The organism is Enterobacter cloacae complex sp. GYL001 (assembly GCF_049237125.1).
Lineage (GTDB): Bacteria > Pseudomonadota > Gammaproteobacteria > Enterobacterales > Enterobacteriaceae > Enterobacter > Enterobacter hormaechei_C.
Genome location: NZ_JBMKGW010000010.1, coordinates 152,932 through 172,632, shown reverse-complemented (window position 1 = coordinate 172,632; position 19,701 = coordinate 152,932). Strand labels below are relative to the sequence as shown.

The 19,701-nt window shown below is 55.8% G+C and carries 21 protein-coding genes; 8 read left to right on the top strand and 13 right to left on the bottom strand.

Translation table 11 applies throughout. From position 1 onward, the window contains the following. Positions 1 to 10 precede the first annotated feature (10 nt). Positions 11 to 472, bottom strand: coding sequence for a YjiG family protein (locus ACOTWU_RS17590; RefSeq protein ID WP_015572448.1), 462 nt, complete (start codon positions 470 to 472; stop codon positions 11 to 13). Beyond that, positions 469 to 1,116: a nucleoside recognition domain-containing protein gene (locus ACOTWU_RS17585; RefSeq protein WP_015572449.1), complete on the bottom strand. Its 648-nt coding sequence runs from the start codon at positions 1,114 to 1,116 to the stop codon at positions 469 to 471. The genes ACOTWU_RS17590 and ACOTWU_RS17585 overlap by 4 nt, the downstream gene beginning before the upstream one ends. A gap of 233 nt (positions 1,117 to 1,349) precedes the next feature. On the opposite strand from ACOTWU_RS17585, the gene ACOTWU_RS17580 reads away from it, so the two are divergent. Then, positions 1,350 to 1,703, top strand: coding sequence for a DUF4156 domain-containing protein (locus ACOTWU_RS17580; protein ID WP_063134276.1), 354 nt, complete (start codon positions 1,350 to 1,352; stop codon positions 1,701 to 1,703). A 65-nt stretch (positions 1,704 to 1,768) separates the two neighbouring features. Here ACOTWU_RS17580 and epmB read toward each other — a convergent pair whose 3' ends face one another. Then, positions 1,769 to 2,797, bottom strand: coding sequence for an EF-P beta-lysylation protein EpmB (epmB, locus tag ACOTWU_RS17575; RefSeq protein ID WP_126498747.1), 1,029 nt, complete (start codon positions 2,795 to 2,797; stop codon positions 1,769 to 1,771). Between the two features lie 40 nt (positions 2,798 to 2,837). Here epmB and efp point away from each other — a divergent pair, with 40 nt between their 5' ends. The 3 genes from efp to ecnB all read left to right on the top strand — a co-directional run bounded on the left by efp (position 2,838) and on the right by ecnB (position 3,848). Beyond that, the gene (efp, locus tag ACOTWU_RS17570; RefSeq protein WP_003855940.1) at positions 2,838 to 3,404 is read left to right on the top strand and encodes an elongation factor P; all 567 of its coding nucleotides are present in this window, start codon (positions 2,838 to 2,840) and stop codon (positions 3,402 to 3,404) included. Positions 3,405 to 3,461: 57 nt separating this feature from the next. Beyond that, complete coding sequence (locus ACOTWU_RS17565) at positions 3,462 to 3,593, top strand: entericidin A/B family lipoprotein (protein WP_015572451.1); 132 nt, start codon at positions 3,462 to 3,464, stop codon at positions 3,591 to 3,593. A 108-nt stretch (positions 3,594 to 3,701) separates the two neighbouring features. Beyond that, positions 3,702 to 3,848, top strand: a complete 147-nt coding sequence (gene ecnB, locus ACOTWU_RS17560) for a lipoprotein toxin entericidin B (RefSeq protein WP_003855942.1) — start codon at positions 3,702 to 3,704, stop codon at positions 3,846 to 3,848. Between the two features lie 37 nt (positions 3,849 to 3,885). On the opposite strand, the gene ACOTWU_RS17555 is transcribed toward ecnB, so the two are convergent. Next, positions 3,886 to 4,485, bottom strand: coding sequence for a response regulator transcription factor (locus tag ACOTWU_RS17555; RefSeq protein ID WP_045328875.1), 600 nt, complete (start codon positions 4,483 to 4,485; stop codon positions 3,886 to 3,888). Positions 4,486 to 4,747: 262 nt separating this feature from the next. Between ACOTWU_RS17555 and sugE the strand changes: the two genes are divergently transcribed. Then, positions 4,748 to 5,065: a quaternary ammonium compound efflux SMR transporter SugE gene (sugE, locus tag ACOTWU_RS17550; protein WP_015572453.1), complete on the top strand. Its 318-nt coding sequence runs from the start codon at positions 4,748 to 4,750 to the stop codon at positions 5,063 to 5,065. Here the strand turns inward: sugE and ACOTWU_RS17545 are convergent. Together ACOTWU_RS17545 and ACOTWU_RS17540 are read right to left on the bottom strand one after the other, a co-directional pair. Continuing rightward, positions 5,062 to 5,592, bottom strand: a complete 531-nt coding sequence (locus ACOTWU_RS17545) for a lipocalin family protein (protein ID WP_023295791.1) — start codon at positions 5,590 to 5,592, stop codon at positions 5,062 to 5,064. The two genes, sugE and ACOTWU_RS17545, sit on opposite strands and share 4 nt — an antisense overlap. A 106-nt stretch (positions 5,593 to 5,698) precedes the next feature. Next, positions 5,699 to 6,844 (bottom strand): cephalosporin-hydrolyzing class C beta-lactamase ACT-40, encoded by a 1,146-nt coding sequence (locus tag ACOTWU_RS17540; protein ID WP_045328874.1) that lies wholly within the window; start codon positions 6,842 to 6,844, stop codon positions 5,699 to 5,701. A gap of 132 nt (positions 6,845 to 6,976) precedes the next feature. Between ACOTWU_RS17540 and ampR the strand changes: the two genes are divergently transcribed. Continuing rightward, entirely contained in the window at positions 6,977 to 7,852 is an 876-nt protein-coding gene (gene ampR, locus ACOTWU_RS17535; RefSeq protein ID WP_040117107.1) for a LysR family transcriptional regulator AmpR, read from the top strand. A 29-nt stretch (positions 7,853 to 7,881) separates the two neighbouring features. Here ampR and frdD read toward each other — a convergent pair whose 3' ends face one another. From frdD to frdA, 4 genes are read right to left on the bottom strand one after another with little or no spacing between them, the layout of a single operon-like run. Then, complete coding sequence (gene frdD, locus ACOTWU_RS17530) at positions 7,882 to 8,241, bottom strand: fumarate reductase subunit FrdD (protein ID WP_000609653.1); 360 nt, start codon at positions 8,239 to 8,241, stop codon at positions 7,882 to 7,884. Positions 8,242 to 8,251: 10 nt separating this feature from the next. Beyond that, the gene (gene frdC / locus ACOTWU_RS17525; protein ID WP_017383964.1) at positions 8,252 to 8,647 is read right to left on the bottom strand and encodes a fumarate reductase subunit FrdC; all 396 of its coding nucleotides are present in this window, start codon (positions 8,645 to 8,647) and stop codon (positions 8,252 to 8,254) included. A gap of 10 nt (positions 8,648 to 8,657) precedes the next feature. Beyond that, positions 8,658 to 9,392 carry a fumarate reductase iron-sulfur protein gene (gene frdB / locus ACOTWU_RS17520; RefSeq protein WP_032620819.1) on the bottom strand — a complete coding sequence of 245 codons (735 nt, stop codon included), beginning with the start codon at positions 9,390 to 9,392 and terminating at the stop codon, positions 8,658 to 8,660. Then, on the bottom strand, positions 9,385 to 11,175 hold the full coding sequence (gene frdA / locus ACOTWU_RS17515; RefSeq protein WP_006810402.1) for a fumarate reductase (quinol) flavoprotein subunit: 1,791 nt from the start codon (positions 11,173 to 11,175) through the stop codon (positions 9,385 to 9,387). The genes frdB and frdA overlap by 8 nt, the downstream gene beginning before the upstream one ends. Positions 11,176 to 11,485: 310 nt before the next feature. Between frdA and epmA the strand changes: the two genes are divergently transcribed. Together epmA and yjeM are read left to right on the top strand one after the other, a co-directional pair. Then, on the top strand, positions 11,486 to 12,463 hold the full coding sequence (gene epmA, locus ACOTWU_RS17510; protein ID WP_045328873.1) for an elongation factor P--(R)-beta-lysine ligase: 978 nt from the start codon (positions 11,486 to 11,488) through the stop codon (positions 12,461 to 12,463). A 177-nt stretch (positions 12,464 to 12,640) separates the two neighbouring features. After that, positions 12,641 to 14,140 (top strand): glutamate/gamma-aminobutyrate family transporter YjeM, encoded by a 1,500-nt coding sequence (gene yjeM / locus ACOTWU_RS17505; RefSeq protein ID WP_015572460.1) that lies wholly within the window; start codon positions 12,641 to 12,643, stop codon positions 14,138 to 14,140. Positions 14,141 to 14,176: 36 nt separating this feature from the next. Here yjeM and mscM read toward each other — a convergent pair whose 3' ends face one another. The 3 genes from mscM to rsgA all read right to left on the bottom strand — a co-directional run bounded on the left by mscM (position 14,177) and on the right by rsgA (position 19,638). Beyond that, the gene (gene mscM, locus ACOTWU_RS17500; RefSeq protein WP_421625789.1) at positions 14,177 to 17,500 is read right to left on the bottom strand and encodes a miniconductance mechanosensitive channel MscM; all 3,324 of its coding nucleotides are present in this window, start codon (positions 17,498 to 17,500) and stop codon (positions 14,177 to 14,179) included. Positions 17,501 to 17,519: 19 nt separating this feature from the next. Beyond that, entirely contained in the window at positions 17,520 to 18,488 is a 969-nt protein-coding gene (asd, locus tag ACOTWU_RS17495) for an archaetidylserine decarboxylase (RefSeq protein WP_026080660.1), read from the bottom strand. 97 nt (positions 18,489 to 18,585) lie between these two features. After that, positions 18,586 to 19,638, bottom strand: coding sequence for a small ribosomal subunit biogenesis GTPase RsgA (rsgA, locus tag ACOTWU_RS17490; protein ID WP_003855964.1), 1,053 nt, complete (start codon positions 19,636 to 19,638; stop codon positions 18,586 to 18,588). Positions 19,639 to 19,701: the final 63 nt, after the last annotated feature.

Below are 19,701 nucleotides of genomic sequence, written 5' to 3'. Positions count from 1 at the left end.
TTTTATCTCCTCAGAAGAGTAGCTGCATCACCCACATTGAGAGCAGGGCGTTAATGACGCAGATAGTGATGATGTGCGGATAATACTTCGGGTTGACGCCTGCGGTGCCAAGGCAACGGCCCGTGTTTTGCACCGGATTACCCATCAGATAGATGGCGGGCAGCAGGATGGTGGCATCGTGACCGTTGAGCGTGCCGGCAGCGACCAGACTGGCGCAGACCCCCACACCGCCGCCCATGCTCATTACCGAGGCCAGAAGAACCGTTGCCGCCGCACCCGGAAGCCCCCACAGGGCCATGATGGGCTCGCATACCCTGCCGACAATATCCAGCAGGCCGGTTACCTTGAGCGCCTGAATGATGACAAACGCCATGACCACGTTCGGCAGCAGGCTGGTGGTGGCGATGGTAAAGCCGCGGCGGGCGCCATCGATAAACAGGTCCATGATATTTTTACGCGGCTGGGCGATCATCTTTCCTCCTGAACGCGGCGAACTTCCATGTGGGCGATCCACAGTCGCAGGAAGTTCGCGCCAACAAATTTGAACACCAGAATGACGGCAAGCGGCGTGATCACCGGGACGGTAATAAAGGTAAAGAGTGCGGCACCAGAAGAAAAATAGTTGGTAATAATGGCGCTACCGCTGGTCTGGAAGGTGGCGAAAATGGCGCGTTCATGGTCAGTAATCGCCCCTTCGTCAGTCAACTCTTTGGTCATCCCTGCGGCTGCATCGGTATTTTGCAGGTTGGCGATAAGCGCCAGAGAGCAGATGCCCGGCACGCCGAGCAGCGGGCGCAGAATGGGCGTCATGAGCTGTTGTGCGGCGCGCAGCCCGCCCAGCCCCTCGGTAACGGCAATGATCCCGAGCGATAAAATGACCGAGGGCGCCAGTTCAAGGGCAAATAAAAAACCGTCTTTCGCTCCTGTGCCGCCCTCACCGCGAAACGTTAGCGCGCCGTTCACCGGTCCAAAGCTGCCGTTCAGCACGGTGAAATCCAGCACGCGCCACCATTCGGTACTTTTGGCGAAAAAACCTGAGAAAAATACGATGGTGAGCACGAACGCCAGATAGCCCACCCAGGTTACTTTTTCCTCTCCTGAGGATGATGCACTCATGAAACCCCCTTTTTTGAGTCGCGTACAAAAGTTGTACGTCGCATCACTAAAAACGATCGGGGGCTAAAACACGATATCCCAAAGGTTATTATCAGAATTCATTTAAGATGTCGGAGGAGTGCCAGCGGAATCTGGCTCGCAGAAATGCTCAGCATTTTTCTTTTGGTCATCTTTTTAGTATAAGGTTTACACGCGGACAACTACTGTCCAGCTTATTGAAAACGAGGAATAACATGCGCATAAAAGTCTGTGCAGGGATTGTAGGTGCAGCATTGCTGCTGGCGGGTTGTAGCACCAGCAATGAGCTGACGGCAGCGGGCCAGAGCGTTCGCTTTGTGGAAGATAAGCCGGGCAGCGAATGCCAGCTGTTAGGCACCGCCACTGGCGAGCAAAGCAACTGGATGTCGGGGCAGCACGGCGAAGAGGGCGGCTCTATGCGCGGTGCGGCCAATGCCCTGCGTAATAAGGCTGCGGCAATGGGCGGCAATGTGATTTACGGGGTGAGCAGCCCGACGCAGGGGATGCTGTCCAGCTTTGTGCCAACCGCCAGCCAGATGAACGGCCAGGTCTATAAGTGCCCGAACTGATATAACTTTTTGATGGCGCTGCCGCTTTATCTCCAGGGCAGGTAAGCGTAGCGCTACCTGCCTTTTTACTGCTGCCGCAGCTGCAAATCCAGCGGCGTCTTACTCGGCTCTCCGCCAATCTCACGTGCCAGTTTCGGCACCATATAACCCGAAACCAGCGTTAACAGCTCGCGCATAATCTTCCGGGCCTCTTCATCTGTCACCATGAAGTGCGCCGCGCCCTGGACGCGATCCAGAACATGCAGGTAATAGGGCATTACGCTCGCATCAAATAAGGCATTGCTGAGATCGGCCAGCACGCGGGCGCTGTCGTTCACGCCGCGCAGTAATACGCTCTGGTTGAGCAGCGTCACGCCTGCCTTTCGCATACGCGCCATCGCCGCACGAAAGTCCGCGTCAATTTCATTCGCGTGGTTGATATGGTTCACCAGCAGCACCTGCAAACGGGACTGCTCCAGGCGCGTGACCAGGGCGTCGGTGATACGCGCCGGGATGACGATCGGTAAACGGCTGTGAATGCGCAGACGCTTAATGTGCGGGATGGTCTCAAGCTGAGTCAGCAGCCAGTCCAGCTCATGATCTTTTGCCATCAGCGGGTCGCCGCCGGAAAAGATGATTTCATCCAGCTCCGGGTGCGCCGCGATGTAGTCCAGTGCCACCTGCCAGTTGCGTTTATTGCCCTGATTTTCGGCGTACGGGAAGTGGCGACGGAAGCAATAGCGGCAATTTACCGCGCAACCACCCTTAACCAGCAGCAGGGCGCGATTACGGTATTTATGCAGCAAACCCGGTACGACACTGTTTTGCTCTTCCAGCGGATCGGTGCTGTATCCGGGGGCGGTAATAAACTCATCCTGAGAGGTAAGGGTTTGTTTTAATAATGGATCATCAGGGTTACCCTTTTCCATTCGGGCAACAAACGCGCGGGGAACGCGCAGGGCGAAAAGGCGCTTCGCCTCACGACCTGCACGCAACGCTTCGTGCTGTTCGAGGTCTAAAAGACGCAGCAATTCATCAGGACTGGTGATTACATCGGCAAGTTGCGATAACCAATCTTCTCTGGACGGGGTGTTTAGGGTTACAATATGCGCCATTTTGTGGCTTAGCTACCAGTTAACAAATTTAGAGGGCCTTATGGCAACGTACTATAGCAACGATTTTCGTGCTGGTCTTAAAATCATGATGGACGGCGAACCGTACGCGGTTGAAGCCAGCGAATTCGTTAAACCAGGTAAAGGCCAGGCATTCGCACGCGTTAAGCTGCGCCGCCTGCTGACCGGTACCCGTGTTGAGAAAACCTTCAAATCTACTGACTCCGCTGAAGGCGCTGATGTTGTCGATATGAACCTGACTTACCTGTACAACGACGGTGAGTTCTGGCACTTCATGAACAACGAAACCTTCGAGCAGCTGTCTGCGGACGCGAAAGCGATTGGCGACAACGCCAAGTGGCTGCTGGATCAGGCTGAGTGCATCGTTACCCTGTGGAACGGTCAGCCTATCGCGGTTACGCCTCCGAACTTCGTTGAGCTGGAAATCGTTGAAACCGATCCAGGTCTGAAAGGTGATACCGCAGGTACTGGCGGCAAGCCTGCCACCCTGTCTACCGGCGCGGTGGTTAAAGTGCCACTGTTCGTACAGATCGGTGAAGTGATCAAAGTGGATACCCGCTCCGGCGAATATGTATCCCGCGTGAAGTAATTTACGTCATGATTAAAGGCGCAGCGCCCGCTGCGCCTGATTTTGCAGGCAGGGAAGATGAAACGTACCGTTAAAATTCTGCTTCTGTTAGCGTTCTCCAGCGCAATTCTCTCCGGTTGCAACACCGCGCGTGGCGTGGGCGAAGATATTCAGGATCTCGGCCATATCATTTCCCATGCGGCCAGCTAATTCCGTCTAATTTTCCTAAAAATTCTTCCTTTTCCGTCAAACGACAAGATCTTGTCTATTCTTAAGTTGCTATACACAAAATAACTTTGGCTATAAAAGGAAGATATTATGGTTAAGAAAACAATTGCAGCGATCTTTTCTGTTCTGGTGCTTTCTTCGGTACTGACTGCATGTAACACCACCCGTGGCGTAGGGGAAGATATCTCCGACGGTGGTAACGCGATTTCTGGCGCAGCAACTAAAGCTCAGAACTAATGAAAGCGACGGTACGGCAGCTAACTTCACCGTACCGTCAATTCTCCACTTCCTGTAGCGATAAAAACGGGGAGTAACGCGTGTCCATATGAAGCTTCATGCGGATATTGCGTTTGTACGTATACACCGTTTTTCCGTTAATGCGCAGATTGCTGGCAATTTTCTGGTTGCTCGCACCATCCATCCACAGGGTCAATACTCTCTCTTCCTGACGCGTCAGTAACGGTGCCGCCATTTCCGGAAGCTCCGCGCTTGCGCATGTCGTTAGCGCGTCGTTTATCACCGCCGCCAGCCCTTCCAGATCGGTATTTTTGGAGAGTGAAGACCATATCGGGAACTGCGCAAGATAATCTGTCATCTCCTGCTCCTGCCCCGATTGCAGCATAATAAAAGGCAATGTTTCGCTGGCAATAAGCAGGGAAGATAGCTGCTGAAAATGGTGTAAATCCTGCCGGAAGCCCGATAAATCAGCGATGACCAGCGCAGGTTTCCATTGCAGGATATGCTCTCTGGCGAGGAAAAGATTATTTACCCCGGTTACGACGAAATGACCCGAAAACAGGTCTGAATGATTGAGCCAGGCTTCAAATCCCGTGCGGGTGAAGTGACAACGGTCAATCAAAAGAATTTTGAACATATAATTTTCGCAGTCGGCTAGTGGTTTGGCTTCCTGCCATCAGAAAGCCTATCATCATAGAGAAGTCGGATGAGTCATAAATGCCTGAACTCCGTGCCTTACTGAGGCTATTTCTTGCCTTAACGTGTTCAGCAGAAAAAGTTTGAAAAAAAATTCCATGCTAACCAAAATATAAGGCGCAACCTCAGCCTTGCGGGACGACCCGTAAGCGCTTCATTCATCGGGGACGGCCCCAACTTGTCGTTAAGTTAAGGAGCCTGATATGTCCTGGATCGTTCTTGTTATTGCCGGTTTGCTCGAAGTGGTATGGGCAATTGGCCTGAAATATACCCACGGTTTTACCCGCCTGACGCCCAGCGTCATCACTATCGCCGCAATGATTGTCAGTATCGTTATGCTGTCATGGGCGATGCGAACCTTGCCAGTCGGAACGGCTTACGCTGTCTGGACTGGAATTGGCGCGGTAGGAGCTGCCATTACCGGCATTCTGCTGCTGGGGGAGTCTGCGAGTCTGGCGCGTATCGCCAGCCTCGCGTTAATCGTCGCGGGTATCATCGGGTTAAAACTCAGTACGCACTAATGCAGCTGTTTTACCCAGATTAATTTCGTCACGTCAAACCCTTGCCGGGTCGCTATGTCCAGCATCTGCTGTTTCATTTCCGTCGAGATCGTTGGCGTGCGGGAGAGGAGCCATAGATAGTTGCGATCCGGCCCACACACCAGCGCATGGCGGTACTCTCTGTCCAGCGCAATGACGTTATACCCGCCGTAGAATGGGCCGATGAAAGAGACTTTCATGGCCGCGCGGTTAGACGCGCCGGTGAAATAGGCCTGACCAACTGACTGCTGCCACATCTGGCGATCCGGGTTATAACCGCGGTTAATGACCCGGATCCCGCCGTCATCCATCGCGCTGTAGCTGACCGTGACTTTTTCTAAGCCCCGTTCGAACTGATGGTCCATTCGGGCGATTTCATACCAGGTGCCGAGGAAGCGCTGTGCGTCGAAATTACTGACTACCGTGACGCCAGGCGGAGGAGTAGGGGAACTGCAAGCAACCACTAAAAACGCGGCTGTTACTGCGGCAATAACAGGCAGAATGCGCATAGGAGTTTCCTTACTGTTTTTTGTTAAGTGTAGATGACAGCAGGGAAAATGCGGGAGATTGTGCAGGATGTTTTGCCGGGTAAGCGCAGCGCCACCCGGCAATGTTTTACTGTAGCGCCTCGAGGATATGGTATGCCGCCTCAACGCGTGCCGGGTTCGGATAGCTTGTATTCGCGAGCATCACAATACCGATCTGCTTTTCAGGAATAAAGGCCACGTAGCTGCCAAACCCGCCAGTAGAGCCCGTTTTATGGACCCAGGACGCTTTGACCGGGGGAGCCGGTGGATTCACTTCTGCCACGGGCAACGGCGCCAGTGCTACCTTACTGTCGCTGCCCTCGACCACCGTGTTGGCCTCCACGGGCCAGTTGAGCATCTCCCAGCCCAGACCCTGATACATTGACCCGATACGCCAGTAGCGCGACTGCGCCAGCGCGATGCCCTGCTTAAGTGAGGCATCAGCAACGTTCTCCGGCGCCATGTTTGCCATGACCCAGTTCGCCATATCCTGCACGTTGGTTTTCACGCCATAGGCTTGTGCATCCAGCATACCCGGCGAAACGCGCACCGCTTTACCGTCACGATAGCCCCAGGCGTAATGCGCCTCTTCCGCTTTCGGCACGTTAATCCAGGTATGGTCCAGCTTGAGCGGCTTAAGGACCCGCGTCGTCATGGCCTGCTCATAGGGCATGCCAGAAGGTTTGACCGCCAGCGCACCAAAAAGACCGATGCTGGCGTTGGCGTAAAGACGCGTTGTGCCAGGCTTCCACTGCGGCTGCCAGTTTTGATAAAAGCGCAGCAGGGAGGCGTTATCCGTGACCTCATCCGGTACCTGTAGCGGCAGGCCGCCAGCGGTGTAGGTGGCGAGATCCAGCATACGAATACCCTGCCACTGCTTGCCCGTCAGCTGTGGCCAGTATCTGGTCACCGGATCGTCCAGCGAAATTTCACCGCGAGCAATGGCATCCCCACCTAAAACGGCGGTGAAGGTTTTACTTATAGAACCCAGCTCGAACAGGGTCTGAGGCGTAACGGGTTTATTCGCCGCGATATCGGCCTTGCCAAACGTGTAATAGTGCGGTTTTCCCTGATAAATAACGGCCACCGCCATGCCTGGAACAGACTGGGCTTTCATCAGCGGGGTAACCGTATTCGCGACCACCTCCGCCAGCTGTTTTTCTGACACTGGCGTGGCGAGAGCAGAGCAAGAGATGCCGAGCAGCAGGGCGCAGCAAAGGGATTTTTTCATCATCAGTAATCTTCCGTAATAGCGAGTCAAGGGGATGTCCGGGCCCGTCAGACAGGCGTAGTCTGTTGGATTTGACAGTGCCTGACAAACGGTTAAATTTAGCATTAGCTGTTAATTTTTCTAACGGAAGCGACCATGACGCGAAGCTATCTACCCCTCAATTCGCTTCGGGCTTTTGAGGCCGCCGCAAGACATCTCAGCTTTACGCATGCGGCCATTGAACTGAACGTGACGCATTCGGCTATTAGCCAGCATGTGAAAACGCTGGAGCAGCACCTGAACTGTCAGCTGTTCGTTCGCGTGTCGCGCGGGCTGATGTTGACTACCGAGGGCGAAAATTTACTGCCGGTGCTGAATGATTCGTTCGATCGTATAGCCGGAATGCTGGATCGCTTCGCTAACCATCGTGCGCAGGAGAAGCTGAAAATCGGCGTGGTGGGTACGTTTGCCACCGGGGTCTTATTCTCGGAGCTGGAGGATTTTCGCCGTGGCTATCCACACATCGATCTTCAGCTTTCCACCCATAACAACCGCGTTGATCCGGCTGCCGAAGGGCTTGACTATACGATCCGCTACGGTGGCGGGGCGTGGCACGGTACCGAGGCTGAATTTCTTTGTCATGCGCCGCTCGCGCCGCTGTGTACGCCTGATATCGCCGCCAGTCTGCACAGTCCGGCCGACATCCTCAGGTTTACGCTGCTGCGCTCCTACCGACGCGACGAGTGGACCGCGTGGATGCAGGCGGCCGGCGAGCATCCCCCTTCGCCAACGCACCGCGTGATGGTATTTGATTCGTCCGTGACCATGCTGGAGGCCGCTCAGGCAGGGGTGGGTATTGCTATTGCGCCTGTCGATATGTTTACCCATCTGTTAGCCAGCGAGCGCATTGTGCAGCCCTTTGCGACGCAGATTGAGCTCGGCAGTTACTGGCTGACCCGATTGCAGTCCAGGGCAGAAACGCCAGCCATGCGCGAATTTTCCCGGTGGCTGGTGGAGAAGATGAAAAAGTAAAAAGCCCGCCGGATGGCGGGCCTGTTCAGTCAGATGGTGACCACGGCAATCAACGTGACGACCGTCAGAATGGTCGCCAGACCGTAGAAGACCCATTTACCGCTTGGCACATGGATTTTCAGATCGTGCATCGCATGGTGGATACGGTGCAGACCACACCACAGCGGCAGGACGATCATCAGGAAGATGAACACGCGGCCAATAAAGCTGCTCGCAAAGGCCAGTACGCGCTCATAGCTCAGCGCATCGCCCGGGAACAGCCCCAGCGGCAGCATGATCCCGACCAGCAGGATAATGACCGGGGCAATAATGGCGCTCCACATGCCGCCTGCGCCAAACAGCCCCCAGAAGACCGGCTCGTCTGAACGTTTTGGATTTGGATTGATCACAGTAGTCTCCTTACCAGAACAGTGCGACAAACAGAATGACCACAGAGACAACTGCCGTCACTGCCCAGAGCCCTTTAATGACCGGCTCTGGCCCCATTTTTTCGCCTTTTACAATGATGTTCGCTGCTTTTGGCGCCAGTTCAAACCAGGTTTTGGTATGAAGCAGCGCGGCGGCGAGCACAATCAGGTTCAGCACAACGATGATTGGGTTTTGCAGGAAGCCCACAAAACTGGCCCAGGCTTCCGGGCCGTGCTTGAGGGCATAAACCCCGTACAGCAGTTCGAGGCTGAACCAGACCGCGGGAACAGCCGTGCCTTCACGCAGCATATAGAAGCGATAAAACGGCAGTTTTTTCCACCAGGTGGACGGCATTGGCCGCACGTAGGCTTTGCGTTTAGTCGTCATCATGCACTCCTTAGCGTGGTTTCAGGGTAGCGATAAGAAAGTCTTTCGAGCTTTCCACTTTCCCCTGCTGAATAGCGGCGGCCGGGTCGACGTGCTTCGGACACACTTCGGAGCAGTAGCCCACGAATGTGCAGCTCCAGACGCCGTTCTGGCTGTTAAGCTGCGCCATACGTTCTTTTTTACCGTGGTCCCGGCTGTCTTCGTTATAGCGGTGCGCCAGGGTAATGGCGGCCGGGCCGATGAACTCAGGGTTCAGGCCAAACTGCGGACAGGCGGCATAGCACAGGCCGCAGTTGATGCAGCCGGAGAACTGATGGTATTTCGCCATCTGCGCGGGCGTCTGGGTGTTTGGCCCCTGATCCGGCGTGCGCGGGTTGCCGATGATGTACGGCTTAATCGCTTCGAGGCTTTCGATAAAGTGGGTCATGTCGACCACCAGATCGCGCTCAATCGGGAAGTTGCCCAGCGCTTCAACCTTGATACCTTTGGTGTAATCACGCAGGAAGGTTTTACACGCCAGCTTTGGCACCTTGTTGACCATCATGCCGCAGGAGCCGCAAATTGCCATGCGGCAGGACCAGCGGTAGCTCAGGTCTGGGGCCAGGTTATCTTTGATATAGCCGAGCGCATCCAGCAGGGAGGTTTGCTCGTCGTAAGGGACTTCATAGAAAGCGCTGTGCGGCGCGGCGTCCACTTCCGGATTGTAGCGCACCACTTCAATTTTCAGTTTTTGCATCTCAGCCATTCGCCTTCTCCTTCTTATCGGCGGCTTCTGCTTCTGCACCGTACACGCGTTTCGCCGGTGGCAGCGTGGTGATTTTCACGTCGCTGTAGTCCAGTCGCGTAGTGCCATCCGCATCGCGCCAGGCGAGAGTGTGTTTAAGGAAATTGACGTCGTCACGTTCGGTGCAGCCCTCATCCAGGCGCTGGTGCGCGCCGCGGGACTCTTTACGCGCCAGGGCGGAATGGGCCATACATTCTGCGACGTTCAGGCCGTGGCCCAGTTCAATGGTATAAAGCAGATCGGTATTGAAGACGCTGGAGGTGTCGGTGATGCGCACGCGTTTGAAGCGCTCCTGCAACTCGGCCAGCTTGTCGACGGTTTTCTGCATCAGCTCTGGCGTACGGTAGATCCCGCAGCCTTCTTCCATCGACAGCCCCATTTCGTCGCGGATCTTCGACCAGTTTTCGTTACCTTCCTGGTTCACCAGGTCTTTCAGGCGTTTTTCGACATCTGCAACCTGCGCATCCAGCGCCGCGCTGTTAGCTTCACCTGCCGTTGCGGCACGCTCCATCGCACGTTCGCCCGCCATGCGACCAAAGACCACCAGCTCAGCCAGCGAGTTCGAGCCCAGACGGTTTGCGCCGTGCAGACCGACGGAGGAACACTCGCCCACCGCAAACAGCCCTTTGATGCGGGTTTCGCACTGCTGGTCGGTTTCGATACCGCCCATGGTGTAGTGCGCGGTTGGACGCACCGGGATCGGCTCTTTCACCGGATCGACGCCCACATAGGCTTTCGCCAGCTCGCAGATAAACGGCAGACGCTCCAGCAGTTTCTTCTCGCCGAGATGACGCAGGTCGAGATGCACCACGTCGCCGCGCGGCGTTGAGATGGTGTTGCCTTTGCGCCACTCGTGCCAGAAAGCCTGAGAAACTTTGTCGCGTGGGCCGAGTTCCATGTATTTGTTTTTCGGCTCGCCAAGCGGGGTTTCCGGACCCATGCCGTAATCCTGCAAATAGCGATAGCCGTTTTTGTTGACCAGAATACCGCCTTCACCGCGGCAGCCTTCCGTCATCAGTATGCCGGAGCCCGGCAGGCCGGTTGGGTGATACTGGACGAACTCCATATCACGCAGCGGGACGCCGTGGCTGAGCGCCATGCCCATACCGTCACCGGTGACGATGCCGCCGTTGGTGTTGTAGCGGTATACGCGACCCGCACCGCCCGTTGCCATCACCACCGCATTCGCGCGGATCTGGACAAGCGTGCCTTCCATCATGTTCATCGCCACCAGTCCGCGCGCATGACCGTCGTCGACCAGAATGTCGAGAACGAAATGTTCGTCAAAGCGCTGGATTTGTGGGAACTGGAGGGAGGTCTGGAACAGGGTGTGCAGCATGTGGAAGCCGGTCTTATCGGCGGCAAACCAGGTGCGTTCGATCTTCATGCCACCGAAGCGGCGGACGTTGACGCTCCCGTCCGGACGGCGGCTCCACGGGCATCCCCACTGTTCCAGCTGGGTCATTTCCGTTGGGCAATGGTGCACGAAGTAATCAACGACATCCTGTTCGCAAAGCCAGTCGCCCCCTGCAACCGTGTCGTGGAAATGGTATTCGAAGCTGTCATGATCCTGCGCGACGGCGGCGGATCCTCCTTCTGCGGCTACCGTGTGGCTGCGCATCGGATAGACTTTTGAAATCAATGCGATTTTAGCGTTCGGATTGGCTTGTGCCGCAGCAATTGCAGCGCGTAATCCAGCCCCGCCAGCGCCTATTACGGCAAGATCGGCTTGAAAAGTTTGCACGACATTCCTCCAGATTTTTGTTTTCCCGCAACGAGATGAACTAAAGGACGTTCACCTGCCCGAACGGGCGATTGCGGAAGCGATTCCACTGCTCCTTTATGGGTAAAACAGTATAACCGCGTAGAAGTGAGGGAAATTTGACGTGTTCGATTTTTTTGCTGTTCTGTGCGGTGATTTATCATCGTGATTAATGAATGGCGTCACAGTATTTCTCTGTGCAATGAAAAAGGACTTTTACTGTGCAAAATTTGTCTCTGCCCCGGCTTACGAGTAGACTTCGTGCCCTTGTCTGAAAACGGAGAAATAACTCATGAGCGAAACGGCCACCTGGCAGCCGAGCGCATCCATTCCAAACCTGCTAAAGCGCGCAGCAATTATGGCGGAGATCCGCCGTTTCTTTGCCGATCGCGGCGTCCTGGAGGTGGAAACGCCGTGCATGAGTCAGGCGACGGTCACGGATATTCATCTGGTCCCGTTTGAAACCCGTTTTGTTGGCCCAGGCCACTCTCAGGGCATGAATCTGTATCTGATGACCAGCCCGGAATACCATATGAAGCGTCTGCTGGCGGCCGGGTGTGGTCCGGTCTATCAGCTGTGCCGTAGCTTCCGTAATGAAGAGATGGGCCGACACCATAATCCGGAATTCACCATGCTGGAGTGGTACCGCCCGCACTACGACATGTATCGTCTGATGAACGAAGTCGACGATCTGCTGCAACAGGTGCTGGATTGCGCGGAAGCTGAAACGCTCTCCTATCAGCAGGCCTTCCAGCGCCATCTGGAAATCGATCCGCTGTCGGCTGATAAAACACAGCTGCGTGAAGTGGCGGCAAAACTGGATCTGAGCAACGTGGCGGATACCGAAGAGGATCGCGACACGCTGCTGCAACTGCTGTTCACCTTTGGTGTTGAACCGCAGATTGGCAAAGATCGTCCGACGTTTGTCTATCACTTCCCGGCCAGCCAGGCCTCACTGGCGCAGATCAGCACCGAAGATCACCGCGTGGCGGAGCGTTTTGAGGTGTATTTCAAAGGCATCGAGCTGGCGAACGGTTTCCACGAGCTGACCGACGCGCGCGAACAGCAGCAGCGTTTCGAGCAGGATAACCGCAAGCGCAACGCGCGCGGTCTGCCGCAGCAGCCGATTGATACTCATCTGCTGGAAGCGCTTAAAGCCGGTCTGCCGGACTGCTCCGGCGTGGCGCTGGGTGTGGATCGCCTGGTCATGCTGGCGCTGGGTGCCGAGCACCTGGGCGATGTGATTGCCTTTACGGTCGATCGCGCCTGAAAAAATGCCGGGTGGCGCTGCGCTTACCCGGCCTACTCGGTCATTTAACTCTGCCACATTAAAAACTGCTCATTTCTCTCTATACGGGTCTTTTTCTTAATTTGACTCGGATAGCCACATTGTTTGTCTGGTCATCTGCTACCATCCGCGCAGTTTAATTCCGTTTCGGATGGTTATATGTCTCACTCACTCAAAAAAATGACCCTTACCGGGCTCATTCTGATGATTTTTACGTCAGTCTTTGGCTTTGCCAATAGCCCGTCCGCGTTTTATCTGATGGGCTACAGCGCGACGCCGTTTTATATCGTTTCCGCTCTGTTCTTCTTTATCCCGTTTGCGCTGATGATGGCGGAGATGGGCTCGGCGTACAGGAAAGAAGAGGGCGGCATCTATTCGTGGATGAACAACAGCGTCGGTCCGCGTTACGCGTTTATCGGTACGTTCATGTGGTTTTCATCCTACGTCGTCTGGATGGTCAGCACGGCGGCCAAGGTTTGGGTGCCGTTCTCAACGTTTCTCTTCGGTGCGGATAAAACGCAGGTCTGGTCTCTGGCGGGGCTGAGCTCCACGCAGGTGGTCGGTATTCTGGCAGTGTGCTGGATGGTGGTGGTCACCCTGGTGGCCTCGAAAGGCATCAACAAAATTGCCCGTATCACTGCCGTTGGCGGTATTTCCGTGATGTGCCTGAACCTGGTGCTGCTGCTGGTCAGCATCGCTATTCTGTGCCTGAACGGCGGGCATTTCGCACAGGAAGTCAACTTCGTTTCATCGCCTAATCCGGGTTACCAGTCCGGGCTGGCCATGCTCTCCTTTGTGGTGTTTGCCATCTTTGCTTACGGTGGAATTGAAGCCGTGGGCGGGCTGGTCGACAAAACCGAAAATCCGGAAAAGAACTTCGCCAAAGGTATTATCTTTGCCGCCATCGTCATTTCCATTGGCTACTCACTGGCGATTTTCCTCTGGGGCGTCAGCACTAACTGGCAGCAGATGTTAAGTAATAACACCACCAACCTCGGCAATATTACCTACGTGCTGATGAAAAGCCTGGGGGTGACGCTGGGCAACGCCATGGATCTCGCGCCGGAAACGTCGGCCACCCTGGGGATCTGGTTTGCGCGGATTACTGGCTTGTCGATGTTCCTCGCCTATACTGGCGCATTCTTCACGCTGATCTACTCGCCGCTGAAAGCGATTATTCAGGGGACGCCAAAGGCGCTGTGGCCCGCACGTATGACGCAGCTGAACGCTGCCGGTATGCCTGCCAACGCGATGTGGATGCAGTGCCTGCTGGTGTGCGTGTTCATTCTGCTGGTGTCCTTCGGCGGTGATACCGCGTCGGCGTTCTATAACAAGCTGACCCTGATGGCGAACGTATCGATGACGCTTCCGTATCTGTTCCTGACCCTGGCGTTCCCGTTCTTTAAGGCGAAGCGGGATCTGGAGCGGCCGTTTGTGATCTTCAAAACCCGCGCGGCGACGCTGCTGGCGACCACTGTTGTGGTGCTGGTCGTCGCGTTCGCCAACATCTTTACCGTCATTCAGCCCGTGGTTGAGGCAAATGACTGGAACAGCACGCTGTGGATGGTTGGCGGACCGATCTTCTTCTCGCTGCTGGCAATGGGGATTTATGAGCATTACCGTCGTCGCTCGACGGCCTGTGTAGCAGAAGTGGCGTAAAGGATTGACCCCCTCCCGACGGGGAGGGGGAAAGGATTACAAACTTCCCGCCGGGCGCGTACGCGCCGCTGACGTCAACGTTCTTCCCGTCTTACGTCCGTCCAGCGTTTCCAGACGCATCTGGAACGGTGGGAACGGCATATCAATTCCGTGCTCGCGGAAGCCAGCCAGAATCAACTGGTGGATCTCATGGCGCAGCGGCATACGGTGTCCCATCTCGGCGGCGTAGATACGCAGCTCGAAAATCTGGATCCCCTGCTGCAAATCAACCAGGAACACTTCCGGCGGCGGGTTGTCGATTACCAGCGAACAGCGTTCAGCAGCCGTATAGAGGATCTGCGTCACCTCTTCGCTGTTGGCATCCGACGGAGCGGGTACGGTCAGCACCACACGCGTGACGGAGTCGGACAGCGACCAGTTGATAAACTGCTCGGTGATAAACGCCTTGTTCGGGACGATGATCTCTTTACGGTCCCAGTCGCTGATGGTGGTGGCGCGGGTGTTGATCCTGGTGACGCTGCCGGTGAGATCGCGGATGGTCACCGTATCGCCAATTCGAATCGGCTTTTCAAACAGAATGATCAGACCAGAAACGAAGTTGGCAAAAATCTCCTGTAAACCAAAGCCCAGGCCTACGGTCAGGGCGGCAACCAGCCATTGCAGTTTTGACCATTCGATACCAATCATCGAGAAGCCAACCAGCCCACCAAACAGCATGATTAAATACTTGGTGATGGTGGTGATCGCATAGCCCGTGCCGGGGGTTAAATCCAGATGCTGCAACAGCGCCAGCTCCAGCAGGGCAGGGAAGTTACGGATCAGCTGCGTGGTGATGATCAGCACCAGAATCGCAATCAGCACGGCCCCTAAGGTGATGGGCTCCAGACTTTCGACCCCCTGCACCGTGGACGTCACATCCCATAAAGAGATGTTCTCCAGGAAGCCAAACGCGGAGTGGATTTCCGACCACAGGAAGATCACCGACAGCAGGGCAACCAGCATCAGAATTGAGCGTACCAGCCGCAGGGACTGGGTACTGATCGCATCCAGATCCAGTTCGACGTCATCGGCGTCTGTGGTCCCTTCGGTGCTGTTGACGTGGTTCGGCTCTTCTTCACCCCGCGCGCGCTGGGCCAGAATTTCTGCGCGACGGTGTTTGGCACGGTCAAACGCCAGACGACGACGCTGGATCAGCATGCCGCGGCGAATAACATGGTAGACCACCAGCAGCAGGAACCAGATAGCCACCGACGTTTCCAGTCGGGCGAGCAGCGCCTGCGACGTGGCGAGATAACCGACCGCTGCCGCCAGCATCGCCGCCAGCGGCGCGCTGAGCAGCAGGTTCCACAGCAGACGGTTAAACATGTTATCGCCACTGCCGGTCTTGTCGAGATAGAGCGGGATCCCGGCGCGTTTCAGGCTGAGCGTCACTACCGCTAACGCCCCGCAGATCAGCATAAAGCACAGCCGTCCCAGCGAGCCGGAGAACTCCCGGTCATTGAGATTATCGAACATGATCAACGCCATAATCAGCGGCACAATCAGCCCGATACTCATCAGGTAGTAACGCATCGCCCGCGCAACGCGATTACGCGGCCAGCCAAAGTGAGCGATGAACAGACCATTTGGCCGCGCAAACGTGGCGCAAATCATCACCACCCACAGCAGCGGAACGGTGGCGGTCACGCCATCGCCAATCGCGACGGCAAGCGGGTAGGGCCAGGCTTCACGCAGGCCGTATCCGAGCGTCATCCACAGCACCGGCAGCGGAGACGCGACCAGAATTGACCAGAACACCGTACGCAACGTCAGCCAGAAGTGATCCTGGGTTACTTTTCCCACTCGGGCGCTGGAGCGCTCAAGGAAACGGGTAAAGTGACGACGGGAATAAATACTGAAGCCCACCAGAATCAGCGCCCCCAGCAGCGGGAAGATGGTCTCCTTGCTGGTTATCATCATTACGCTGGCGAGGCCCAGCTGGCTGAAGGTGTCCAATGAAATGAGGCGGCGCAGATCCTGCACAATCTCAATCGGCCAGGCGAAGGTCATCGGCCGCACGTCGGACGTCCAGAAAAGGTAACGGTGCGTGGCTTCGTTGACCTCTTTCAGCGCATCCTCCAGCTGGCTATTCGAGACTTTCAGCTTAGTCAGCTCAAGGATCAGCGTATCGCCTCCCTGCAACAGGGAATTGAGCAGTTCGCGTTGGGTGCGCAGCTGCGCTTCCAGAATACGACTTTGCTCGCCGGTGAGCGGCTGTCCGTCAGCCTGACGGATCTGGCGGATTTGCGGCTGCTTGTTGAGGAGATCCTCATAATGAAGACGCTGAACGCGCAACTGCGCCATCTCCGTATCAAGCTGCTGCGGTTTTGGCATCTCTGGCAGACGAGCCACCTGCGCGCGTAACGCTTCGCCCAACAGGTTAGACGAGCCAAGCCACTGGGACTGTTCACGCAGCGTGTTGAGCGCCTGACGAACCTGGAGGGTTTGATTGGTGGCCTGACGCTGCTGCGAGGCCACCAAATCCATGCGCTGCGCCTGCTGATTCAGCGCGGCAGAAAGCTCGCGGTTAACCTTAAACTGGGCGACGATGCTGTCGGGCAGGTTAGCACTGTTTTCGGCCAGTAACTCGGTGCTTTCCAGCGCACGTTCAGCTTCACGCTGACGCTGGCTGTTGAGTTGATTTCTCAGCGCCTGGAGATATGCATCCAGCTGCTGGCTCTGCTTCTGCGCCAGCTCGGAACGCATCCGCGACAGCTCCTGGCGGTTGTTAGCGGAAAGCTGCGCCAGCTCCAGTTCATCAACCAGCGCTTTTAGTCTGGCGGATTCCGCCTGTAACCCAAGATTTTGCGCCTGATTCTGCGGTGTGCTGCCTGTCTGCGTCCCGATGCGACGTTCCACCTCATTTAACTGACGGCGGGCATCGGTTTGCTGCTGTGGAAGCTGGCTGAGGGAATCGGCAATTTCACGCGCCCGTTCCTGCTCCTGCTGCGCCAGACGGCTTTTTTCCAGCAGCTGGCTGCTGACTTGCAGGATCTCCTGATTCAGCGCCTCGGACGTCATCCCCGCGGGGACCTGGCGTGGTTCATCGCGCAGGTTGTTTAGCTGCGAGCGCAGGGTCTGAGAGAGTTTGGGGAAGTTGTCGATAACCTGCTGATACTGCTGCGCGCGCTCAAGGGAACCCTTTCGTTCCTCAAGCGCGTTCAGTGCAGACTGGAGTGACTCAACGGTCTCCGGCTGAGCGGGTTTCGCCGCTTTTGCCTGCTCCAGCTCCTGGGTTATCTGTTTGGCGTCGGGGGCCGTCGCTGCGTACGCCCCCATGCTGAGGCACCAGGCCATCAGTAATACGATAATCGGGGGCACGTCAGCGATCCTTCTGTTGTTAGCCTTCGTCTTTTTTGTCGTCAACCAGCGGGCTGGCGTCGTGCTCGGCTTTGATCTCTTCTTCCGGCAACGGGGCAGGCGCAACCTCTGGCGTCACAAAGACCTCCGTCGATACTGCCAGAGGCTGGCCGAGTTTGGTCACGGACAGGCTTTCCAGCTCGTCGACCAGGTTAACTTTGCCCGGTGCGAACAGGTTGATGACCGTTGAGCCCAGCTTGAAGCGGCCCATTTCCTGACCTTTCAGCAGGGCCACAGAACCTTCTTCTTCGCCGGCAGGCCAGGTCCAGCGCTTGATCACGCCTTCGCGCGGCGGCGTAATGGTGCCCGCCCAGACGGTTTCGATGCTGCCTACAATGGTAGCACCCACCAGAATCTGCGCCATTGGGCCAAATTCAGTATCAAACAGGCAGATGACGCGCTCGTTACGGGCAAACAGGTTAGGAACGTTTTGCGCCGTCAGGTGGTTTACGGAGAACAGATCCCCCGGCACGTAGATCATCTCGCGCAGAATACCATTACACGGCATATGCACGCGGTGGTAGTCGCGTGGGGAGAGATAGGTGGTCGCGAAAGTCCCGTTCCGGAACAGATCGGCCATTATGTAGTTACCGGCCAGCAGCGCTTCCAGGCTGTAGTTATGGCCTTTCGCCTGCAAAATTTTGTCGTCTTCAATTTTACCCAGCTGGCTGATCACGCCGTCCGCTGGCATCACCAGCACGTTCGGGTCGGTATTCAGCGGGCGCACTTCGTCGCGCAGCGGACGCACAAAAAATTCGTTGAAGGTGCGGTAGCTTGCCGTATCCGGCTTCTGCGCTTCTTTCATGTCGACCTTGTAGTATTTCACGAACAGGTCGATGACCAGTTTGGTCAGCCAGCCCGCTCGTTTGCTCGCGCCCCAGCCCGCCAGGCGAGTGAGCCACAGTTTCGGCAGAATGTATTGAAGCGAAAGTTTAAATGAGTTTAACAAGGTAGCCTCCAGGCCATTGTTTTGTCGTTCCTGATCCGGCATTACGCTGCCGGAACCTGAAAAAAGGGGACGATTTTAGCGACGCTTAGCTTAGTTGTCAGTTATCAGAATCAGAAAAGTTTTTACGCGTTTTTACCTGGTCCATGCTTTCGAGAATACGGTGGTAATTTTCGAAACGGGTTTCCGCAATTTCTCCGTTCTCTACCGCTTCGCGGATAGCGCAGCCCGGATCGTTGTCATGTTTACAGTCGCGGTATTTGCAAGCGCCTAAATAGTCATGGAATTCGACAAATCCGTTAAAGATTTGTTCCGGCTCGAGGTGCCAGAGACCAAATTCACGCACGCCCGGGGAGTCAATCACATCGCCACCGTGCGGGAAGTGATAGAGACGTGAGGCAGTGGTGGTGTGCTGGCCCAGGCCCGAGACGTCAGACACATCGTTGGTCAGGATCTCCTGCTGAAGGCCGAGCAGGTTGTTAAGTAGGCTCGATTTACCTACGCCGGACTGCCCCGCAAAGATGCTGATGCGGTCGGTCAGCGCATCTTCTAACGGCTTCAGGCCATCTTTGGTGCGGCTGGAAACCATCAACACGCGATAGCCAATGTTGCGGTAAATATCCATCTGCTCATTTACAAAGGCCATGGCCTCGTCATCCAGCAGATCGATTTTATTCAGCACGATGAGCGGCTCAACCTGTAGCGTTTCGCAGGCCACCAGATAACGGTCAATAATATTGAGCGAAAGCTCAGGCAAAATCGCTGAAACGATCACTATCTGGTTGATGTTGGCGGCAATGGGCTTCACGCCGTCGTAGAAATCTGGACGGGTCAAAACCGACGTGCGTTCATGCACGGCTTCAACGATACCTTTAACCGTTACCCCTTCCGCCGCCTCTTTGCCTGGACGCCAGACCACGCGGTCACCGGTCACCAGGGAACGGATGGTGCGACGGATATTGCAACGGTGGATATCCCCGTCGGCGGATTCGACATCGGCGTGCATGCCGAAGCGGCTAATCACAACGCCTTCTGTCGCTTCGCCAAACAGGTTGTCGTCGTAATCGGGCTTCTCCGTAGTGGTTTTAAGACGGCGCTGGTGATTTGCATTCACGCGGCGCTGCTGCCCTTTGGAGAGTTTATTTTTACTCAATCGCGCTGGCTCCTGGTCGCCCGTAGCGGGCAAAACCTCTATGATACACTCTAATTAATACTA